Below are 17,362 nucleotides of genomic sequence, written 5' to 3'. Positions count from 1 at the left end.
GATATTGTGAATTTAAATTGTGATTCATTTAGAATTGCTATGTTGTTAAAAGAGCTTTATTCTAAAACAATGTACTCTATTGAAGATAATTTTAAGGAAAATGGATTAACTCATCAACAAGTTATAGTTATTAAGTTAATTGCTCATAACAAGGAAATGACTATCTCAGACTTATGCGATCAAATGAGTTTAGCTAAAGGTACTGTATCAGGTATAGTAACTAGGCTAGAACAAAATGGATTTGTAGAGAAATTTAAAAAAGAAAATGATAAAAGAAATACTTATCTAAAATTCACTAAAAAAGGATTTGATTTTGCAATTAATTTTAGAGAGAAGATACAGCATAGTTTCGATGATATCTTCAAGGATTGTAGTGAAGATGAGCTTAATAATTTAACGAAAAATTTGAGAAATATTTTATCAAAAATTAAGGAGTGATATTTATGGATTCAAAATTAATAATAGCAATAGTATTTATAACAGCGGCTCTTATACTTTATACAGTAGGTGTATTTAGTGAAAGAAAGGCTAACACTTTAAATAAAACACACGTTATTATATTCTGGTGTGGTTTGCTATGTGATACACTTGGTACTATAACTATGGGTAAAATAGCTAGCTCTTCTTCCATTGTGACTTCTAGCTTTACTCAGGATTTACATGGTATTACTGGAGTTTTAGCAATAGTATTAATGCTATTCCATGCTGTATGGGCAACATATGTATTATTAAAAGGAAATGAAGATAAAAAGAGATTCTTCCATAAATTTAGTATAGTAGTTTGGGCTATATGGCTTATACCATACTTTATAGGTATGTTTATAGGCATGATGGGATAAAAAAATAGTGTATTTAAGTTTTTAAATACACTATTTTTTATTTATAATATAATGATAAATTTACATCCTTTATCTAGTTCACTTTCAACATATATTTCTCCATTATGAAGATCTATTATATGTTTTGTTATTGTCAATCCTAATCCACTTCCACCTTTTACTTCGGCGTGTGCATCAACTATTTGATTGAATCTATCAAATATTAAATCATGATACTTAGGGTCAATTCCAACGCCTGTGTCTGAAACAGATATCATGACTTTATCATTTACTTCTTTTATGTTTACCTCTATTTTCCCTCCACTTGGCGTAAACTTCGCGGCATTACTAACTAAGTTAACTATGCATCTTTCTATTTCATAAGCATCACACTTAATCATTTTTTCTTCTATCTCTGGATCAATAATTAACTCAATTCCTTTACTTTCTATATAATCTTTCAAAGATAATGTAGCTTCTTCTACAATATATACAATATCATTTTCTACTAAATTTATTTTATACTTTCCATGATCAATCTTCGTAGTATCAATTAAATTATTTATTAAGGTTAGTAATCTTTTTGTATTTCTTCTCATGACTGCCATATATTGAGATAACTTTTCTTGCTCTATTCCATTTCCAGATTTATTAAACTCTGTTATTAACTGTTCAGTAGTATAAATCACATTTAAAGGTGTTCTTAACTCATGAGATAAATTTATAAAATAATTATTTTTATTTCTTTCTAATTCTATAACTTTTTGTAATAATTCATTGCTTATTTCCATCTCTTGACTTAATTCTTCTGTTTTTTTAGAAACTAACATATCTAAATACTTCATTCTATTTATATAAGAATAAATAATTATAATAATTATTAATAAGTATAATACGAAAGCTATACCACTTTTGTAAAAAGGCGGCTTTATAGTAAATGATATCGAGTTTTCTTTTGTTTCATTACCATTATGACTTCTAGCCTTTATTTTTAAAGTATATTTGCCAGGAGCTAAATTATTATAGTTTATATCATTTGAATCTATTTTTCTCCATTCATCATTTGCTCCTTCTAATAAATAATAGTATTGAACATTTTCTACATTGCTATAATCAGGTAAGAATACATCTACATTGAGGAAATTTTCATAGTATTTAAACTCCATTCCATCTATATTATTATAATGATTTCCACTCACCTCAAAATCATTAAATTGGACATTTGGAGTATATTCTTTTTCTTGTATTTGTGATGGCTTAAAAATATTTAATCCATTTATGCCTCCAAAAAACATTTCTCCATTTTTATTTCTCAGCGCTGCATTTCCATTAAACTCATTTCCTTGAAATCCTTCTGTTATTCCAAAGTTTTTAAATTTTTTATTTTTATAATCAAATTTTGATATACCTTTATTAGTACTAATCCACAGATTGTTTTTTTCATCAGGTAGTATTCCATATATTATATTGTTTGGTAACCCATTATAAGTTGTATATCTAGTAAATATTTCGGTATTTTTATCTAATTTGTTTAAACCATAACTAGTGCCTATCCATAAATTTCCTGATTCATCTTCAGCTATACTTCTAACAGTATCTGAACTTATAGTTCTTTTATCATTTTCTTTACTTTTATATTTTTTGATTATATTATTATGTGGATCTATTTTTATTAATCCTCCATTAACAAAACATCCTATCCAATACACTCCATCTTTATCTTCATATATAACCTTTGCGTGTAGTTTGTCTATTCCAAATTCTTTTAAATCATCTGTTATGTCATGAATTTCATCAGTCTCAGTATTTAGTATACTAACACCATCGTTTGTTCCTATCCACAAGTATCCTTTGCTATCTAATAATAATGATCTTATATTATCTTCACCTATACCATTTTCTTTATTATATATAGTAATAGTTTTTTTATCTTTATCCACTTTATTTACACCATTATTTGTTGCTATATAAATTACATTATTTTTTCCAGTTATATCATTTATACAATCATCGCTAAAGACATTATTTGTGCTTTTCTTGTTTATATGTAAAATATTATCATTCTTTCTATTTATAATATTTACTCCATTTGAGTTTGTACCTACCCATACAAAACCATCTTTATCTTCATATATACCATGAACTGCATTTTCACTTAATGAATTAGGATCTAAAGGATTATTTTTATAGTGTTTTATATTATTGTCTGGATCAAATATACTAATTCCTGAATATGTTCCTACCCATATAAGACCACTTTTATCTTGAATTATAGTAAATACGTCATCCCCTATTAAACTATTTTTATCATAAATTTTACTATCATAACTCTTAAATGTATCTTTTCCCTTTTCTAGTTTAGCTAAACCCTTGTCAGTAGCTATCCATATGTCGTTATTATTATCTTTAAATATATCTCTTATATAATTACCTGGTATAGAATTTTCATCATTAGGGTTATTTTTATATATAGATATTTCTTTGGTCTTTATATTGATTTTATTTAAACCTTGATTATACGTTCCTACCCATACATAACCCTCATCGTCACAATAAAGACCATATAAGTTATTTTCACTTAAAGTATTTTCTTCTCCCGATTTACTATAAAATTTTTCCACTTTATTATTTTTTAAATTTATTTTGTTTAAACCATTTTTTGTAGCTGCCCATATATTCCCATCTTTATCTTGTGCTAAAGTACGTATGTATTGATTCGTTAAATCGCCATCTTTTGAAAATATTTTTTTAAATGTATCTTGCTCTTTATCATATATATCTAGCCCATTAGATGTTCCTATAATTACATCATTGTCTTTTGTAATTAATATATCTCCGATATTATTATGCGATAGATTACCTCTTTTTTCATCTGAAAAGTAATTTTTTATTTCTTCGTTCTTTATGTTTATTTTACTTAATCCATTGGCTGTTCCTACCCATATGTTCCCATTTTGATCTTCTTGTAAATCAACTATATAGTTATTAGCTATACTTTTTCCCAATTTATCATCATGTCTATATACTTTAAAGTCATATCCATCATACTTATTTAACCCATCATTAGTTCCTATCCAAATGTATCCTTTTTTATCTTGAATTATAGTTTCAACAGTTGACTGGGATAACCCATCTTCATTTCTTATATTTCTAAAATTTATTTCTGAAGCATTTGAGCTAATTATATTTTTATTTAATATTCCAATTAATATAACAACCACGCTTAAAAATCTCAGTATTTTTACTTTTTTCATTCTTTTCCCCTTAATTTAAACAATAAATTTATATAGTTAACTAAGATTATACTATACTATATAGCATTTTTCTATATTAAGGGGAATTAAAAAGCGCTTATACAAGCGCTCTCTACTATATTCCAACTACCTGTGTAACTCCTTCTACTTCTTTTACTAATAGGTTTTCTATTACCATCTTTAATGTCGTTGATGCACCAGGACACCCACTACAAGCCCCTTGTAATCTAACTACTACTACTCCCTTTTCATTAACATCTACTAACTCAACATCTCCACCGTCTTTTTGCAATATAGGTCTTATTCTTTCTAATACTTTTGCTACTTCTTCTTTCATACTAGTTCCCCCTGTTATAAACTCTATATATTTATTAAATAATTCTACAAATTTATTTATTTTCCTTCTAAATATGCCTCTTCATTAAATTTTTTAAATATTATTACTTTTTTGGTAATTTGTTTACATTATACCTTACTTTAGTTATAATTGTATTGTATACAAAGAAAAAGTTATTAACTTAACACTAAAGGGGGTAGCTATATGGTACGAAAATTTCGTTTTTTTTCATACTTGTTTATATATATACTCTTTGTCAGTTTATATAGTTTAAATTTTAAAGGAGATTTAAATCTGGTTAATATAAAGCTATGTTTAACTTATTCTCTATTGCCAGCATTAGTAGGTGGATTAGTTACTAGTAAGTTTTTAAAATGAATTTTTAAAATTTAATTATAGAATATATTTTGAATTTAGTTTATCTACGTACTAAACTTATAGCTTTATTTTTAGATAAAATGATAATCTCTTTAGCTTCTTTTATATTAAAAATAACTGTGAGTGCAATATAAACTGCCATTCCAAGAATAGCACTTATTGCACAACTGATAGCTATTAGTTCTCTCGTTTCATCTATTATGTTTATTCCTACCCTCATAAAATATCCATATGAGATATGAATTATATATCCCATTATTAATGATGATATGGTTACTTTAACAAAAGTTATAATAGTATTCTTTAATCCTAATTTTCCAATTTTTTTTCTAAGAGATACAAGCATTAATAGTGTAGCTATGACTGCAGATAAAGACCCAGCTAAGGCAAGACCCCCTATTTGCATGTATTTAACTAGTACAATAGATAAAATCACGTTAACTATTACTGATATGCTTGCATTTCTCACAGGTGTTTTCGTATCCTGTAATGAATAAAATGCTTTTGATAAAATATCTCTTAATCCATAAGCTACTATCCCTATAGAATAGTAAAATAATGCTGTTGATGTTAAATAAGTCGCTCTTGAATCAAAAGAGCCTTTTTCAAATAATACTTTTATAATAGGGGTCGATAGTGTCATTGTGATTATCATAACAGGAACCATAGTTATAATTATAATATTTAAAGATTTTGAAAGATTATATTTAAAAGCTTTAAATTTATTTTCACTTGCAAGCTTTGATAATACAGGGTATAAAACTGTAGATAATGATATAACAAGTATACCTACTGCAAACATGTTTAATTTATTTGCATAGTTTAAGGCAGTTATAGTACCTGACTCTAATGTTGATGCTAGAGTTCTATTAACAACTGTATTTATTTGATTAACATAAGAACCTAAAAATACAGGAATTATTAAATATAATATCTTTTTTATATTTTCATCTTTAAAATCTATTATAAACTTATGCTTGTATGCTTTCTTTTTCAAGAATGGAAGTTGAAACAGTAATTGAGCTACATAAGCGAATAATGTTCCATATACCATTACATAAGAATTAGTTATTGAACCTAAAAATATTGCTAATATAGCAAATATATTAAATGGAATAGTAACTAATCCAGCTATATAAGCATCGCCTGATGCTATTAAATATGACGATATCAAACCATTAGTTGCAATAAAAATCATTGAAAATAATAATATTCTAGAGTAAGAGATAGTAAGATTCAATACTTCTCCTTTGAATCCCATCGCAAAAATTTTAACTATGTATGGCGTAAACATCATACCGATAATTATAAATATAATACTTAATCCTGTAATTATATTTAATATATTACTAGTAAATTTATTTACTTCTTCTTGGCCTTTTTTCTCTTTAATACTGAAATACATAGGTATAAATGTTGTACCTAATGATGCACTTATTCCATCAAATAATACAACAGGTATATTTAATGCAGTAAGATACGCATCAGTTACATTTCCAGCTCCAAATATTTGTCCTAGAACTATATCCCTTAAAAAACCGGTTACTTTCGATGTTAGTATTATTATCATAAGGTTAAAGGCTGTTTTTTTCGTTGTTTTAGACATAATGTATCCTCGATTCTAGTTTCTATATTATATATTCTGTCCTTTATAAATTATTTTAATAATCTCCTAATTAAAGTATTATAACTAATATCAACACTATTTTCTATGCATAATAAAAATTTTTAACATTTTAGAGCAATTGTAATATATTTATCTATATGAAATTCTATAATGAAAATTTTTAAATTTGATTGTTTGAAAGTGATATTTTTAATTACATTGTTATTCTATATCAAATAATTTATAATATTTACAATAAAAAGAGTACATCCGAATATTTTGTATGTACTCTTTTCATTGTAAATATTAAATTTTAGTCTATTTTATTTTCAGCAAGTCTTTGATATGATTTATATCTGTCTTTTGCATTTTCTTCTGTAATATTAAATAGCTCTTCTGCTACTTCTGGGAATTGTTTAGCTATTGCTGCATATCTAACTTGTCCCATTATAAAATCTCTAAAGCTTGCTGTTGGTTCTTTAGAATCTAAACTAAATGGATTTTTACCATCTTCTTTTAACATAGGATTAAATCTATATAAATGCCAGTATCCGCAGGCCACGGCTTGGGCTTCATTTGCAACACTTCTTCCCATACCTTCTTTTAATCCATGACTTATACAAGGAGCATATGCTATTATTAAAGAAGGACCAGGATAGTTTTCAGCTTCTATTACTGCTTTTAATAATTGATTTTTATCTGCACCCATAGAAACCTGTGCTACATATACATTTCCATAGCTCATTGCCATCATACCTAAGTCTTTTTTCTTAGATCTCTTACCAGCTGCTGCGAATTTAGCCATAGCAGCTATTGGAGTAGATTTTGATGCTTGCCCTCCTGTATTTGAATATATTTCTGTATCAAATACCAATATATTCACATCTTCACCTGAGGCAATTACATGGTCAAGACCTCCATATCCTATATCATAAGCCCAACCATCTCCACCTAGTATCCATTGAGATCTCTTAATTAAATAATCTTTTCTTTCTTTTATCTCATTAATAAGTTCTTGAGCTCTACCTGTAAATGATTTATTTTCTATAATGTCTAATACTTTCTTAGTCGCATCCTTAGATGCCTCTCCATCTTCCATATTACTTACCCAGTTTTCAAGTGCCTCTTTAGATTCTGAACAATCAGTTGTTGATATTAATTCATTGATTGAATCTCTTAGCTTAGCTCTTATTTGTTTAACTCCTAAATACATACCATATCCAAATTCTGCGTTATCTTCAAATAATGAGTTTGCCCATGACGGACCTTTTCCTTCATGATTTATAGTATATGGAGTCGTAGGTGCTGATCCACCCCAAATAGAAGAGCATCCTGTAGCATTAGCTATCATCATTCTTTCTCCAAATAATTGTGTTACTAATTTAATATATGCAGTTTCTCCACAACCTGCACAAGCTCCTGAGAACTCTATTAATGGCGTTTTAAATTGTGAATCTTTAACTGTTTTTCCTACTACTAAATCGCCTTTATACGATACTTTAGAAACAGCATATTCCCAGTTTGGTATTTCAACATCAATTTGAGTTTCTAAAGGTTCCATAACTAATGCTTTTTTCTTAGCAGGACATATATCTGCACAGTTTCCGCATCCTGTACAGTCCATAGTATCAACTTGCATTCTGTATTGTAATCCATCGAACCCTTTACCTATTGCATTCTTAGTATTAAATCCTTCAGGTGCATTATTTTGCTCTTCTTCTGTTAATAAAAATGGTCTTATACATGCATGAGGGCATATATATGCACATTGATTACATTGAATACAATTGTCTACAATCCACTCAGGAACGTTTATTGCTATACCACGCTTTTCATAAGCTGCTGTACCAGCTGGGAATGTTCCATCTTCTATTCCATTAAATGCACTAACTGGTAAGCTATCTCCATCTTGAGCATTTATTGGTCTTAATATATTTTTTATAAATTCTGGTTCTTTATCATCAACTAAAGAATTATCAGATGTATTCCCCCATGAATCTGGTACACTTATCTTAACTAGCGCATTTTTACCTTGCTCTACAGCTTCATAGTTCATATTAACAACTTTTTCACCTTTTTTACCATAAGCCTTACTTATAGATGCTTTTAAATATTCTGTCGCTTCTTCTTTTGGTATTATATTAGCTAATTTAAAGAATGCAGATTGCATTATCATATTAATTCTATTCCCAAGACCTATTTCTTGAGCTATTTTAGTAGCATTAACTGTATAGAAGTTTATATTGTTTTTAGCTATAAAGTTTTTCATTTTAGCCGGTAAATGTTCCTCTAACTCTTTATCATTCCAAATTGTATTTAATACAAATGTACCACCATTTTTAAGACCTTTCAATAAATCATATTGATTTACATATGATTGGTTATGACATGCTATATAGTCAGCGTTATCTATTAAATATGTTGATCTAATAGGTGCATCTCCAAATCTTAAGTGAGACATTGTAATCCCACCAGATTTTTTTGAATCATATGCAAAATATGCTTGAGCATATTTCTTAGTGTTTTCACCTATTATTTTTATAGCCTGTTTATTAGCTCCAACTGTACCATCTGAACCTAATCCCCAGAACTTACAGTTTACAGTTCCTTTATGATCTAATTTTAAATCATTTTTAGGTTCTAATGAAGTATTTGTAACATCATCAACTATACCTACCGTAAATTGATCTTTAGGATTTGAACTTGATAAATTATCAAGTATTGTCTTTATATCAGATGGTGTAACATCTTTAGATCCAAGTCCATATCTACCACCAATTATTAATGGTTTCTTTTCTTTATTGTAATAAACTGAACGCACATCTAGATATAACGGTTCACCTGGTGCTCCAGGTTCTTTAGTTCTATCTAGTACACATATTTTTTCTACACTATTTGGTACTACATCTAAAAAATGTTTCATAGAGAATGGTCTATATAAATGTACCTTTACCAAACCATATTTAGCACCTTTTGAGTTTAATTCATCTATTGTCTCTTCGATTGTTTCTGTTACAGATCCTATCGCTACTAGTATTTCTTTAGCATCTTCCGGTCCATAATAATTAAATAATCCATAGTTTCTACCAGTAAGATTACTCATTTGTTTCATATAATCTTCAACTATTGGTATTATTGCATCATAGTATTTATTACTTGCTTCTCTTGTTTGGAAGTATATATCTGGATTTTGAGCAGTACCACGAGTAACAGGGTGTTCTGGTGATAAAGCTCTGTTTCTAAATTCTTTTAATGCTTCGTAATCTATTAATTTTGCATAATCTTTATATTCAAGAACTTCTATTTTTTGTATTTCATGTGATGTTCTAAATCCATCAAAAAAATGTATAAACGGAAGTCTTCCTTTTATAGCTGCTAGATGAGCTACTGGAGCTAAATCTGCTACTTCTTGTACAGATCCTGATGCTAACATTACACATCCTGTTTGGCGTGCAGCCATAACATCTTGATGATCTCCGAATATAGATAAGGCTTGTGCTGCTAATGCACGTGCACTTACATGGAATACTCCAGGAAGTAATTCTCCTGCTACCTTATACATATTAGGGATCATTAATAATAAACCTTGTGATGCAGTAAATGTTGTCGTCAAAGCACCTGCTTGAAGTGACCCATGAAATGCACCTGCTGCACCTGCCTCAGATTGCATTTCTACTACATTTACCTTTTGATTAAAAATATTTTTTAGACCTTGAGCTGCCCATTCATCAACTGATTCTGCCATATTTGATGATGGTGTTATTGGGAATATTGCTGCAACATCAGTGAATGCATATGCAACATGAGCTGCTGCAGTATTTCCATCAATAGTTTTAATTATTTTTGCCATAATGCTTCTCCTTCTATGTAAATAATATAAGTTTACCTACTTATCATTTTTTCCATAAAGGTCATTTAATACTCATACTTTATAAAATTTATTTTTTATTCAAATATAATAATATAAATAAAAAAAGATGAACACTTTATTCTATATAATATTAAATTTATTCTTATCACATTAATTGTTTGCAAAAAAAATAACTAGAAATTATCTAGTTATTTTTAAGTAAATTAATAAAATAAAAAAGATTACGTGGCTACGTCTTACTCTCCCAGGGGGTCGCCCCCCAAGTACCATCAGCGCTAAAGAGCTTAACTTCTGTGTTCGGAATGGGAACAGGTGTATCCTCTTTGCTATAATAACCACATAATCTTTATTTTTAGAGTTAATACTCTGAAAACTGTATACCATTTAGATTGAATCATTTATTTTAGCAACCGAAATCTACCTTATTAAATATATAATAATGATTTGGTTGGCGATATAAACCTTTAGGTTTATTTTGGTCAAGTCCTCGACCTATTAGTATCGATAAGCTAAATACATTACTGCACTTACACCTTCGACCTATCAACCAGGTAGTCTTCCTGGGGTCTTACCCTTACGGTGGGAAATCTTATCTTGAAGTTGGCTTCGCGCTTAGATGCTTTCAGCGCTTATCCATTCCGTACATAGCTACCCAGCCATGCCCTTGGCAGAACAACTGGTACACCAGAGGTACGTCCATCCCGGTCCTCTCGTACTAAGGACAGGTCTCCTCAAATTTCCTACGCCTGCGACGGATAGGGACCGAACTGTCTCACGACGTTCTGAACCCAGCTCGCGTACCACTTTAATGGGCGAACAGCCCAACCCTTGGGACCTACTACAGCCCCAGGATGTGATGAGCCGACATCGAGGTGCCAAACCTCCCCGTCGATGTGGACTCTTGGGGGAGATAAGCCTGTTATCCCCAGGGTAGCTTTTATCCGTTGAGCGATGGCCCTTCCATGCGGTACCACCGGATCACTAAGTCCGACTTTCGTCCTTGCTCGACCTGTATGTCTTGCAATCAAGCTTCCTTTTGCCTTTGCACTCTTCGCACGATTTCCGACCGTGCTGAGGAAACCTTTGAGCGCCTCCGTTACTTTTTAGGAGGCGACCGCCCCAGTCAAACTGCCCACCTGACGGTGTCCCAAGACCTGATTCAAGGCCTATGGTTAGGATCCCAGTACTACAAGGGTGGTATCCCAAGGATGACTCCACACAAACTGGCGTTCATGCTTCATAGTCTCCCACCTATCCTGTACATGTAGTACCAAGACCCAACGTCAAGCTACAGTAAAGCTCCATGGGGTCTTTCCGTCCTGTCGCAGGTACCCGGCATCTTCACCGGGATTACAATTTCACCGAGTCTATTGTTGAGACAGTGCCCAAATCGTTACGCCTTTCGTGCGGGTCGGAACTTACCCGACAAGGAATTTCGCTACCTTAGGACCGTTATAGTTACGGCCGCCGTTTACTGGGGCTTAAGTTCACTGCTTCGGATTGCTCCTGACAGATCCCCTTAACCTTCCAGCACCGGGCAGGCGTCAGCTCCTATACATCGTCTTGCGACTTAGCAGAAACCTGTGTTTTTGGTAAACAGTCGCTTGGGCCTATTCTCTGCGGCCATCCAAAGGATGGCACCCCTTCTCCCTAAGTTACGGGGTCATTTTGCCGAGTTCCTTAACAATAGTTCTCTCGCTGGCCTTAGGATACTCTCCTCACCCACCTGTGTCGGTTTACGGTACGGGCGCCTTTAAACTCGATAGAGACTTTTCTCGACAGTGTGAAATCAGCTACTTCGCTACTAAATTTCGCTCCCCATCGTACCCCAGCATTATCTAGACGGATTTGCCTATCTAGACTGCCTCAGTACTTAGCCACACATAACCAACAGTGTGGTTAGCTTATCCTACTGTGTCATCCCATTTCTCAAACGCTTATTGGCGGTACAGGAATATCAACCTGTTGTCCATCACCTACGCCTTTCGGCCTCGGCTTAGGTCCCGACTAACCCAGGGCGGACGAACCTTCCCCTGGAAACCTTGGGTTTACGGCCCGTGGGATTCTCACCCACGTCTCGCTACTCATGCCAACATTCTCACTCGTATACTGTCCACATGTCCTTACGGTCATGCTTCAGCCTGCATACGAAGCTCCCCTACCCATCATAATGATGCCGTAGCTTCGGTAGTACGTTTTAGCCCCGGAAATTTTCGGCGCAGGATCACTCGACCAGTGAGCTATTACGCACTCTTTAAATGAGTGGCTGCTTCTAAGCCAACATCCTGGTTGTCTGTGCAATCCCACATCCTTTACCACTTAACGTACATTTAGGGACCTTAGCTGACGATCTGGGCTGTTGCCCTCTTGACTATGAATCTTATCACCCACAGTCTGACTCCCAAGTAAAAGAAAACGGCATTCGGAGTTTGATAGTCTTCGGTAAGTGCAATACCCCCTAGGACATTCAGTGCTCTACCTCCGTTTCTCTACGCTTGAGGCTAGCCCTAAAGCTATTTCGGGGAGAACCAGCTATCTCCGGGCTCGATTGGAATTTCACCGCTATCCACAAGTCATCCCCGAGCTTTTCAACGCTCGTGGGTTCGGTCCTCCACGAAATTTTACTTTCGCTTCAACCTGCTCATGGATAGGTCGCCCGGTTTCGGGTCTACGTCAAGTAACTTAGGTCGCCCATTTAAGACTCGCTTTCGCTACGGCTCCACACCTGAAGTGCTTAACCTTGCTACTTAACGTAACTCGTTGGCCCGTTCTACAAAAAGTACGCGGTCACACAAGAAATGTGCTCCCACAGCTTGTAAGTGCAGGGTTTCAGGTTCTATTTCACTCCCCTCCCGGGGTTCTTTTCACCTTTCCCTCACGGTACTATGCGCTATCGGTCACTAGGTAGTATTTAGGCTTGGAGGATGGTCCCTCCTGCTTCCCACAGGGTTTCACGTGTCCCGTGGTACTCTGGATCATGCTAGTAGCTTTCTCGTTTCAATTACAGGGCTATTACCTTCTATGGCGGAGCTTTCCAACTCTCTTCATTTACGATAGTGCATCCATGTTGCATGTCCGCAACCCCAACGAAGAAAACTTCATTGGTTTGGCCTTATCCGCGTTCGCTCGCCGCTACTTACGGAATCGAATTTCTTTCTTTTCCTCCAGGTACTTAGATGTTTCAGTTCCCCGGGTTCCCCTCATTAAGCTATGTATTCACTTAACAATACTTAGACATTACTCTAAGTGAGTTTCCTCATTCGGAAATCTTCGGATCAAAGTTTACGTGCAACTCCCCGAAGCTTATCGCAGCTTATCGCGTCCTTCATCGGCTCCTAGTGCCAAGGCATCCGCCCTGCACCCTTAATAACTTGACCAGTTATTAAAAGTTATCGCTACTGAACAAACTTCGTATTCACTCAGTTTATTCCAGTGCTTAAAGTTTGTAATTTTAAAGACTTTTCTTGTCGATGATATTTTTAGAAGTTATCTTCTTCATATATAAAATGATGTCATATCACTAAATGTTATACAGTTTTCAAAGTACTAATGGTGGAGATGAGGAGGATCGAACTCCTGACCCCTTGCGTGCAAGGCAAGTGCTCTCCCAGCTGAGCTACACCCCCACATTATAGAGTTTTATAAAAACTCTCAAAATTAAACAGTAGGTAATTCTCCTTAGAAAGGAGGTGATCCAGCCGCACCTTCCGATACGGCTACCTTGTTACGACTTCACCCCAGTTATTGGCTTCACCTTCGACGGACGCTTCCAAAAGGTTAGCTATCCGGCTTCGGGCGCCTCCAACTCCCGTGGTGTGACGGGCGGTGTGTACAAGACCCGGGAACGCATTCACCGCAGCATTCTGATCTGCGATTACTAGTAACTCCAGCTTCATGTAGGCGAGTTTCAGCCTACAATCCGAACTGAGAATGGCTTTAAGGGATTAGCTCCGCCTCACGACTTGGCCGCCCTCTGTACCACCCATTGTAGCACGTGTGTAGCCCTAAGCATAAGGGGCATGATGATTTGACGTCATCCCCACCTTCCTCCAGGTTATCCCTGGCAGTCCCTCTAGAGTGCCCAACTTAATGCTGGCAACTAAAGGCAAGGGTTGCGCTCGTTGCGGGACTTAACCCAACATCTCACGACACGAGCTGACGACAACCATGCACCACCTGTCACTTCTGTCCCCGAAGGGAAATCTCCGATTAGGGAGAGGTCAAAAGGATGTCAAGCTTAGGTAAGGTTCTTCGCGTTGCTTCGAATTAAACCACATGCTCCGCTACTTGTGCGGGTCCCCGTCAATTCCTTTGAGTTTCACTCTTGCGAGCGTACTTCCCAGGCGGAGTACTTAATGCGTTAGCTGCGCCACCGAGGGGGGTAACCCCCGACAGCTAGTACTCATCGTTTACGGCGTGGACTACCAGGGTATCTAATCCTGTTTGCTCCCCACGCTTTCGTGCCTCAGTGTCAGTTACAGTCCAGAGAGCCGCCTTCGCAACTGGTATTCCTCCTAATATCTACGCATTTCACCGCTACACTAGGAATTCTACTCTCCTCTCCTGCACTCAAGTCTCTTAGTTTCAAAAGCTTACTACGGTTGAGCCGTAGCCTTTCACTTCTGACTTAAGAAACCACCTACGCACCCTTTACGCCCAGTAATTCCGGATAACGCTAGCCCCCTACGTATTACCGCGGCTGCTGGCACGTAGTTAGCCGGGGCTTCCTCCTCAAGTACCGTCATTATCTTCCTTGAGGACAGAGCTTTACGACCCGAAGGCCTTCATCGCTCACGCGGCGTTGCTGCATCAGGCTTTCGCCCATTGTGCAATATTCCCCACTGCTGCCTCCCGTAGGAGTTTGGACCGTGTCTCAGTTCCAATGTGGCCGATCACCCTCTCAGGTCGGCTACTGATCGTCGCCTTGGTAAGCCGTTACCTTACCAACTAGCTAATCAGACGCGGGTCCATCCTGTACCGCCGGAGCTTTGATACTTCTACCATGCGATAAAAGTATGTTATCCCGTATTAGCATACCTTTCGGTATGTTATCCGTGTGTACAGGGCAGGTTACCCACGCGTTACTCACCCGTCCGCCGCTCTCTTCCGAAGAAGATCGCTCGACTTGCATGTGTTAGGCACGCCGCCAGCGTTCATCCTGAGCCAGGATCAAACTCTCAAATAAAAGTTGTCCATTGCTCAGCTAATCATTATCTGAATATCTGGCTTGGTTGTTTGTGTTTAATTCTATAAAGAATTATTTTGTTTCTATAAATTAACCTACTGTTTAATTTTCAAAGTTCTTATTTTGTCCTGCTTTTAAGGACAGTTATAACTATATCACCTTTATTTTTTTATGTCAACACTTTTTATATTTATTTTTAATTTCAATTATATGAACTATAAATCCAAAAGGCTCTACCTATCTATATGATAGAGGCTTCGAATTAAATATAAATTTATTTACTTAGCATTTAATTATTTTTATAAAAGCTCCTTTTTTACAACGCTCTAGTGCTATTTTATTTTTTTTTGGATTTTTTTAGAAATACTAGAAGCTCTCACTGCCTTGCCATCTATAAGTACCATAGGATCTATTAATCTTATTTTCTGAGTTTGATGTATATCATAATTTAATTCATTATATTCTACATGTATACCTTCATGTATTTTAGATATTAACTCTAATATTTCTTTATTCTGAGTCTTTTTCAACTTATTAAGTAAAATTTCATCATCAGTTTCTAAGTCATTTTTATTTATTTCACCACTACTCAAAGCTTTTTGTATTGCTTTTGATAGTATTTGATTCGAATATACATTTAATGGATTCATAAAGAAATCTATTACCTCTTTATAGTATGTCTCAGTAAACCATTCAGCTATTTCTATATTATTTAAAACAATTTCTCCATTATAGATTATTAAGCTTTCAATAAATTTATTAATCTCTATTTTAGTTATACCTTTATACTGAAACATATCCCTTAATGTATAATCAATTCTATCCGCACATAAATCTGGCGATGATTTTTCTAATATTGTCCATCTTTTTTCATCAAATAAAATTTCATTTGGATTATAATTATATTTAATTAAGATTTCAGGTATTTGTGATTCATTTATCATTTTTTTATAAATTTTTTCATGATAATCTTCATCTTCATTCTCTAGCACTAAATCTACTAAATGTGAAAATGCAGTATGAGATACATCATGCAGTAAAGCTGCTATTTGTTCCTCTACTGATCCACCTAATATTTTAACAAGTAACATAGTCCCAATAGAGTGTTCATATCTAGTAACATTCCAAGTTGAATTTGTTAAATAGTTTGCACCACCTTGATGAATTTTTTTCAAACGTTGTACTTCTTTAGTATTTATTAAATCTTGTATTATAGGTTCAATCTTAAATTCACCATATATAGAATCTACTATTTTCATATTTCCTCCACTAAACTTATATTTTATATCATACTTAATTATACATTATTATGTTCTATTTACTTAAATGAAAATTTCATTTAGCTGTAAGTTACTTTTTGGTCATTAATTTTTGCTTACGACAAGTGCATGGATATAATTAAGGTTGTGTGCTTATTTATAAAAAAGCTGCCTTGAAAATTTTCAAGGCAGCTTTTATCTATTTTATTAATTTATAATCATATTCCTTTACACCGTCAGTAGCATTATAAACATGTTTAAAGCCATTATTTGATAATACTTTTGCATTTTTTTCACTTTTGTTTCCTGTATTACAATATAAAATTATAGTTTTATCTTTATAATCAGAAATTTCATCCATTCTCTTTTCTATTTCATCATATGGTATATTTATGCTATTTTCGATATATCCAGTTTTATACTCTTCAGCTGGTCTAACATCTATTAATAGTAAATCATCTTTACTACTTATCATTTCTTCTGTTTGCTTTCCATCTACATTTGTATAGTTTGCCTTCTCTTGAGAAGAACAGCCTACTATGTTACTTAATGTTAAAACCATTACCGCTCCAATCAATAATGATTTCATTTTTTTAGATATTCTCATCTTGACCTCCTAATATATATACTCGATTTTTATTATACCAAAGTCAA

8 protein-coding genes, 1 tRNA gene and 3 rRNA genes are annotated in these 17,362 nt (G+C 33.8%); 2 read left to right on the top strand and 10 right to left on the bottom strand.

What is annotated here, in order from left to right:
- Nucleotides 1-6: 6 nt before the first annotated feature.
- A complete protein-coding gene (locus tag NWE74_RS14305) occupies nucleotides 7-438 on the top strand; it encodes a MarR family transcriptional regulator (RefSeq protein ID WP_330666389.1) in 432 nt (143 codons plus the stop codon).
- A 5-nt stretch (nucleotides 439-443) separates the two neighbouring features.
- A complete protein-coding gene (locus tag NWE74_RS14300) occupies nucleotides 444-839 on the top strand; it encodes an HsmA family protein (protein ID WP_258243665.1) in 396 nt (131 codons plus the stop codon).
- Nucleotides 840-880: 41 nt separating this feature from the next.
- Here NWE74_RS14300 and NWE74_RS14295 read toward each other — a convergent pair whose 3' ends face one another.
- The 10 genes from NWE74_RS14295 to NWE74_RS14250 form a co-directional block, all read right to left on the bottom strand.
- The gene (locus tag NWE74_RS14295; protein WP_258243664.1) at nucleotides 881-4,072 is read right to left on the bottom strand and encodes a ligand-binding sensor domain-containing protein; all 3,192 of its coding nucleotides are present in this window, start codon (nucleotides 4,070-4,072) and stop codon (nucleotides 881-883) included.
- Between the two features lie 115 nt (nucleotides 4,073-4,187).
- A complete protein-coding gene (locus tag NWE74_RS14290) occupies nucleotides 4,188-4,409 on the bottom strand; it encodes a NifU family protein (RefSeq protein WP_258243663.1) in 222 nt (73 codons plus the stop codon).
- Between the two features lie 418 nt (nucleotides 4,410-4,827).
- Nucleotides 4,828-6,393 (bottom strand): murein biosynthesis integral membrane protein MurJ, encoded by a 1,566-nt coding sequence (murJ, locus tag NWE74_RS14285; protein ID WP_258243662.1) that lies wholly within the window; start codon nucleotides 6,391-6,393, stop codon nucleotides 4,828-4,830.
- 313 nt (nucleotides 6,394-6,706) lie between these two features.
- Nucleotides 6,707-10,243 (bottom strand): pyruvate:ferredoxin (flavodoxin) oxidoreductase, encoded by a 3,537-nt coding sequence (gene nifJ / locus NWE74_RS14280; RefSeq protein WP_258243661.1) that lies wholly within the window; start codon nucleotides 10,241-10,243, stop codon nucleotides 6,707-6,709.
- A 244-nt stretch (nucleotides 10,244-10,487) separates the two neighbouring features.
- Nucleotides 10,488-10,604, bottom strand: a 5S ribosomal RNA gene (gene rrf, locus NWE74_RS14275).
- 135 nt (nucleotides 10,605-10,739) lie between these two features.
- Nucleotides 10,740-13,641, bottom strand: a 23S ribosomal RNA gene (locus NWE74_RS14270).
- A gap of 173 nt (nucleotides 13,642-13,814) precedes the next feature.
- Nucleotides 13,815-13,890, bottom strand: a tRNA-Ala gene (locus tag NWE74_RS14265).
- A gap of 56 nt (nucleotides 13,891-13,946) precedes the next feature.
- Nucleotides 13,947-15,449: ribosomal RNA gene (locus NWE74_RS14260) — 16S ribosomal RNA — on the bottom strand.
- Together the 16S, 23S and 5S rRNA genes with 1 tRNA gene alongside form the textbook arrangement of a ribosomal RNA operon.
- A gap of 332 nt (nucleotides 15,450-15,781) precedes the next feature.
- A complete protein-coding gene (locus NWE74_RS14255; RefSeq protein WP_258243660.1) occupies nucleotides 15,782-16,708 on the bottom strand; it encodes an HD domain-containing protein in 927 nt (308 codons plus the stop codon).
- A gap of 199 nt (nucleotides 16,709-16,907) precedes the next feature.
- Nucleotides 16,908-17,315: a rhodanese-like domain-containing protein gene (locus tag NWE74_RS14250; protein ID WP_258243659.1), complete on the bottom strand. Its 408-nt coding sequence runs from the start codon at nucleotides 17,313-17,315 to the stop codon at nucleotides 16,908-16,910.
- Nucleotides 17,316-17,362: the final 47 nt, after the last annotated feature.

It is taken from the genome of Romboutsia lituseburensis (genome assembly GCF_024723825.1).
Lineage (GTDB): Bacteria > Bacillota > Clostridia > Peptostreptococcales > Peptostreptococcaceae > Romboutsia_F > Romboutsia_F lituseburensis_A.
Note: the sequence above shows the minus strand (reverse complement) of the source record. Positions and strands in the feature narration are given on the sequence as shown.

Bases quoted from the DNA above. Each gene is read 5' to 3' on its own strand.
- NWE74_RS14300 (WP_258243665.1), top strand. From the start codon at position 444: ATGGATTCAAAATTAATAATAGCAATAGTATTTATAACAGCGGCTCTT.
- NWE74_RS14295 (WP_258243664.1), bottom strand. From the start codon at position 4,072: ATGAAAAAAGTAAAAATACTGAGATTTTTAAGCGTGGTTGTTATATTA.
- NWE74_RS14290 (WP_258243663.1), bottom strand. From the start codon at position 4,409: ATGAAAGAAGAAGTAGCAAAAGTATTAGAAAGAATAAGACCTATATTG.
- murJ (WP_258243662.1), bottom strand. From the start codon at position 6,393: ATGTCTAAAACAACGAAAAAAACAGCCTTTAACCTTATGATAATAATA.
- nifJ (WP_258243661.1), bottom strand. From the start codon at position 10,243: ATGGCAAAAATAATTAAAACTATTGATGGAAATACTGCAGCAGCTCAT.
- NWE74_RS14255 (WP_258243660.1), bottom strand. From the start codon at position 16,708: ATGAAAATAGTAGATTCTATATATGGTGAATTTAAGATTGAACCTATA.
- NWE74_RS14250 (WP_258243659.1), bottom strand. From the start codon at position 17,315: ATGAGAATATCTAAAAAAATGAAATCATTATTGATTGGAGCGGTAATG.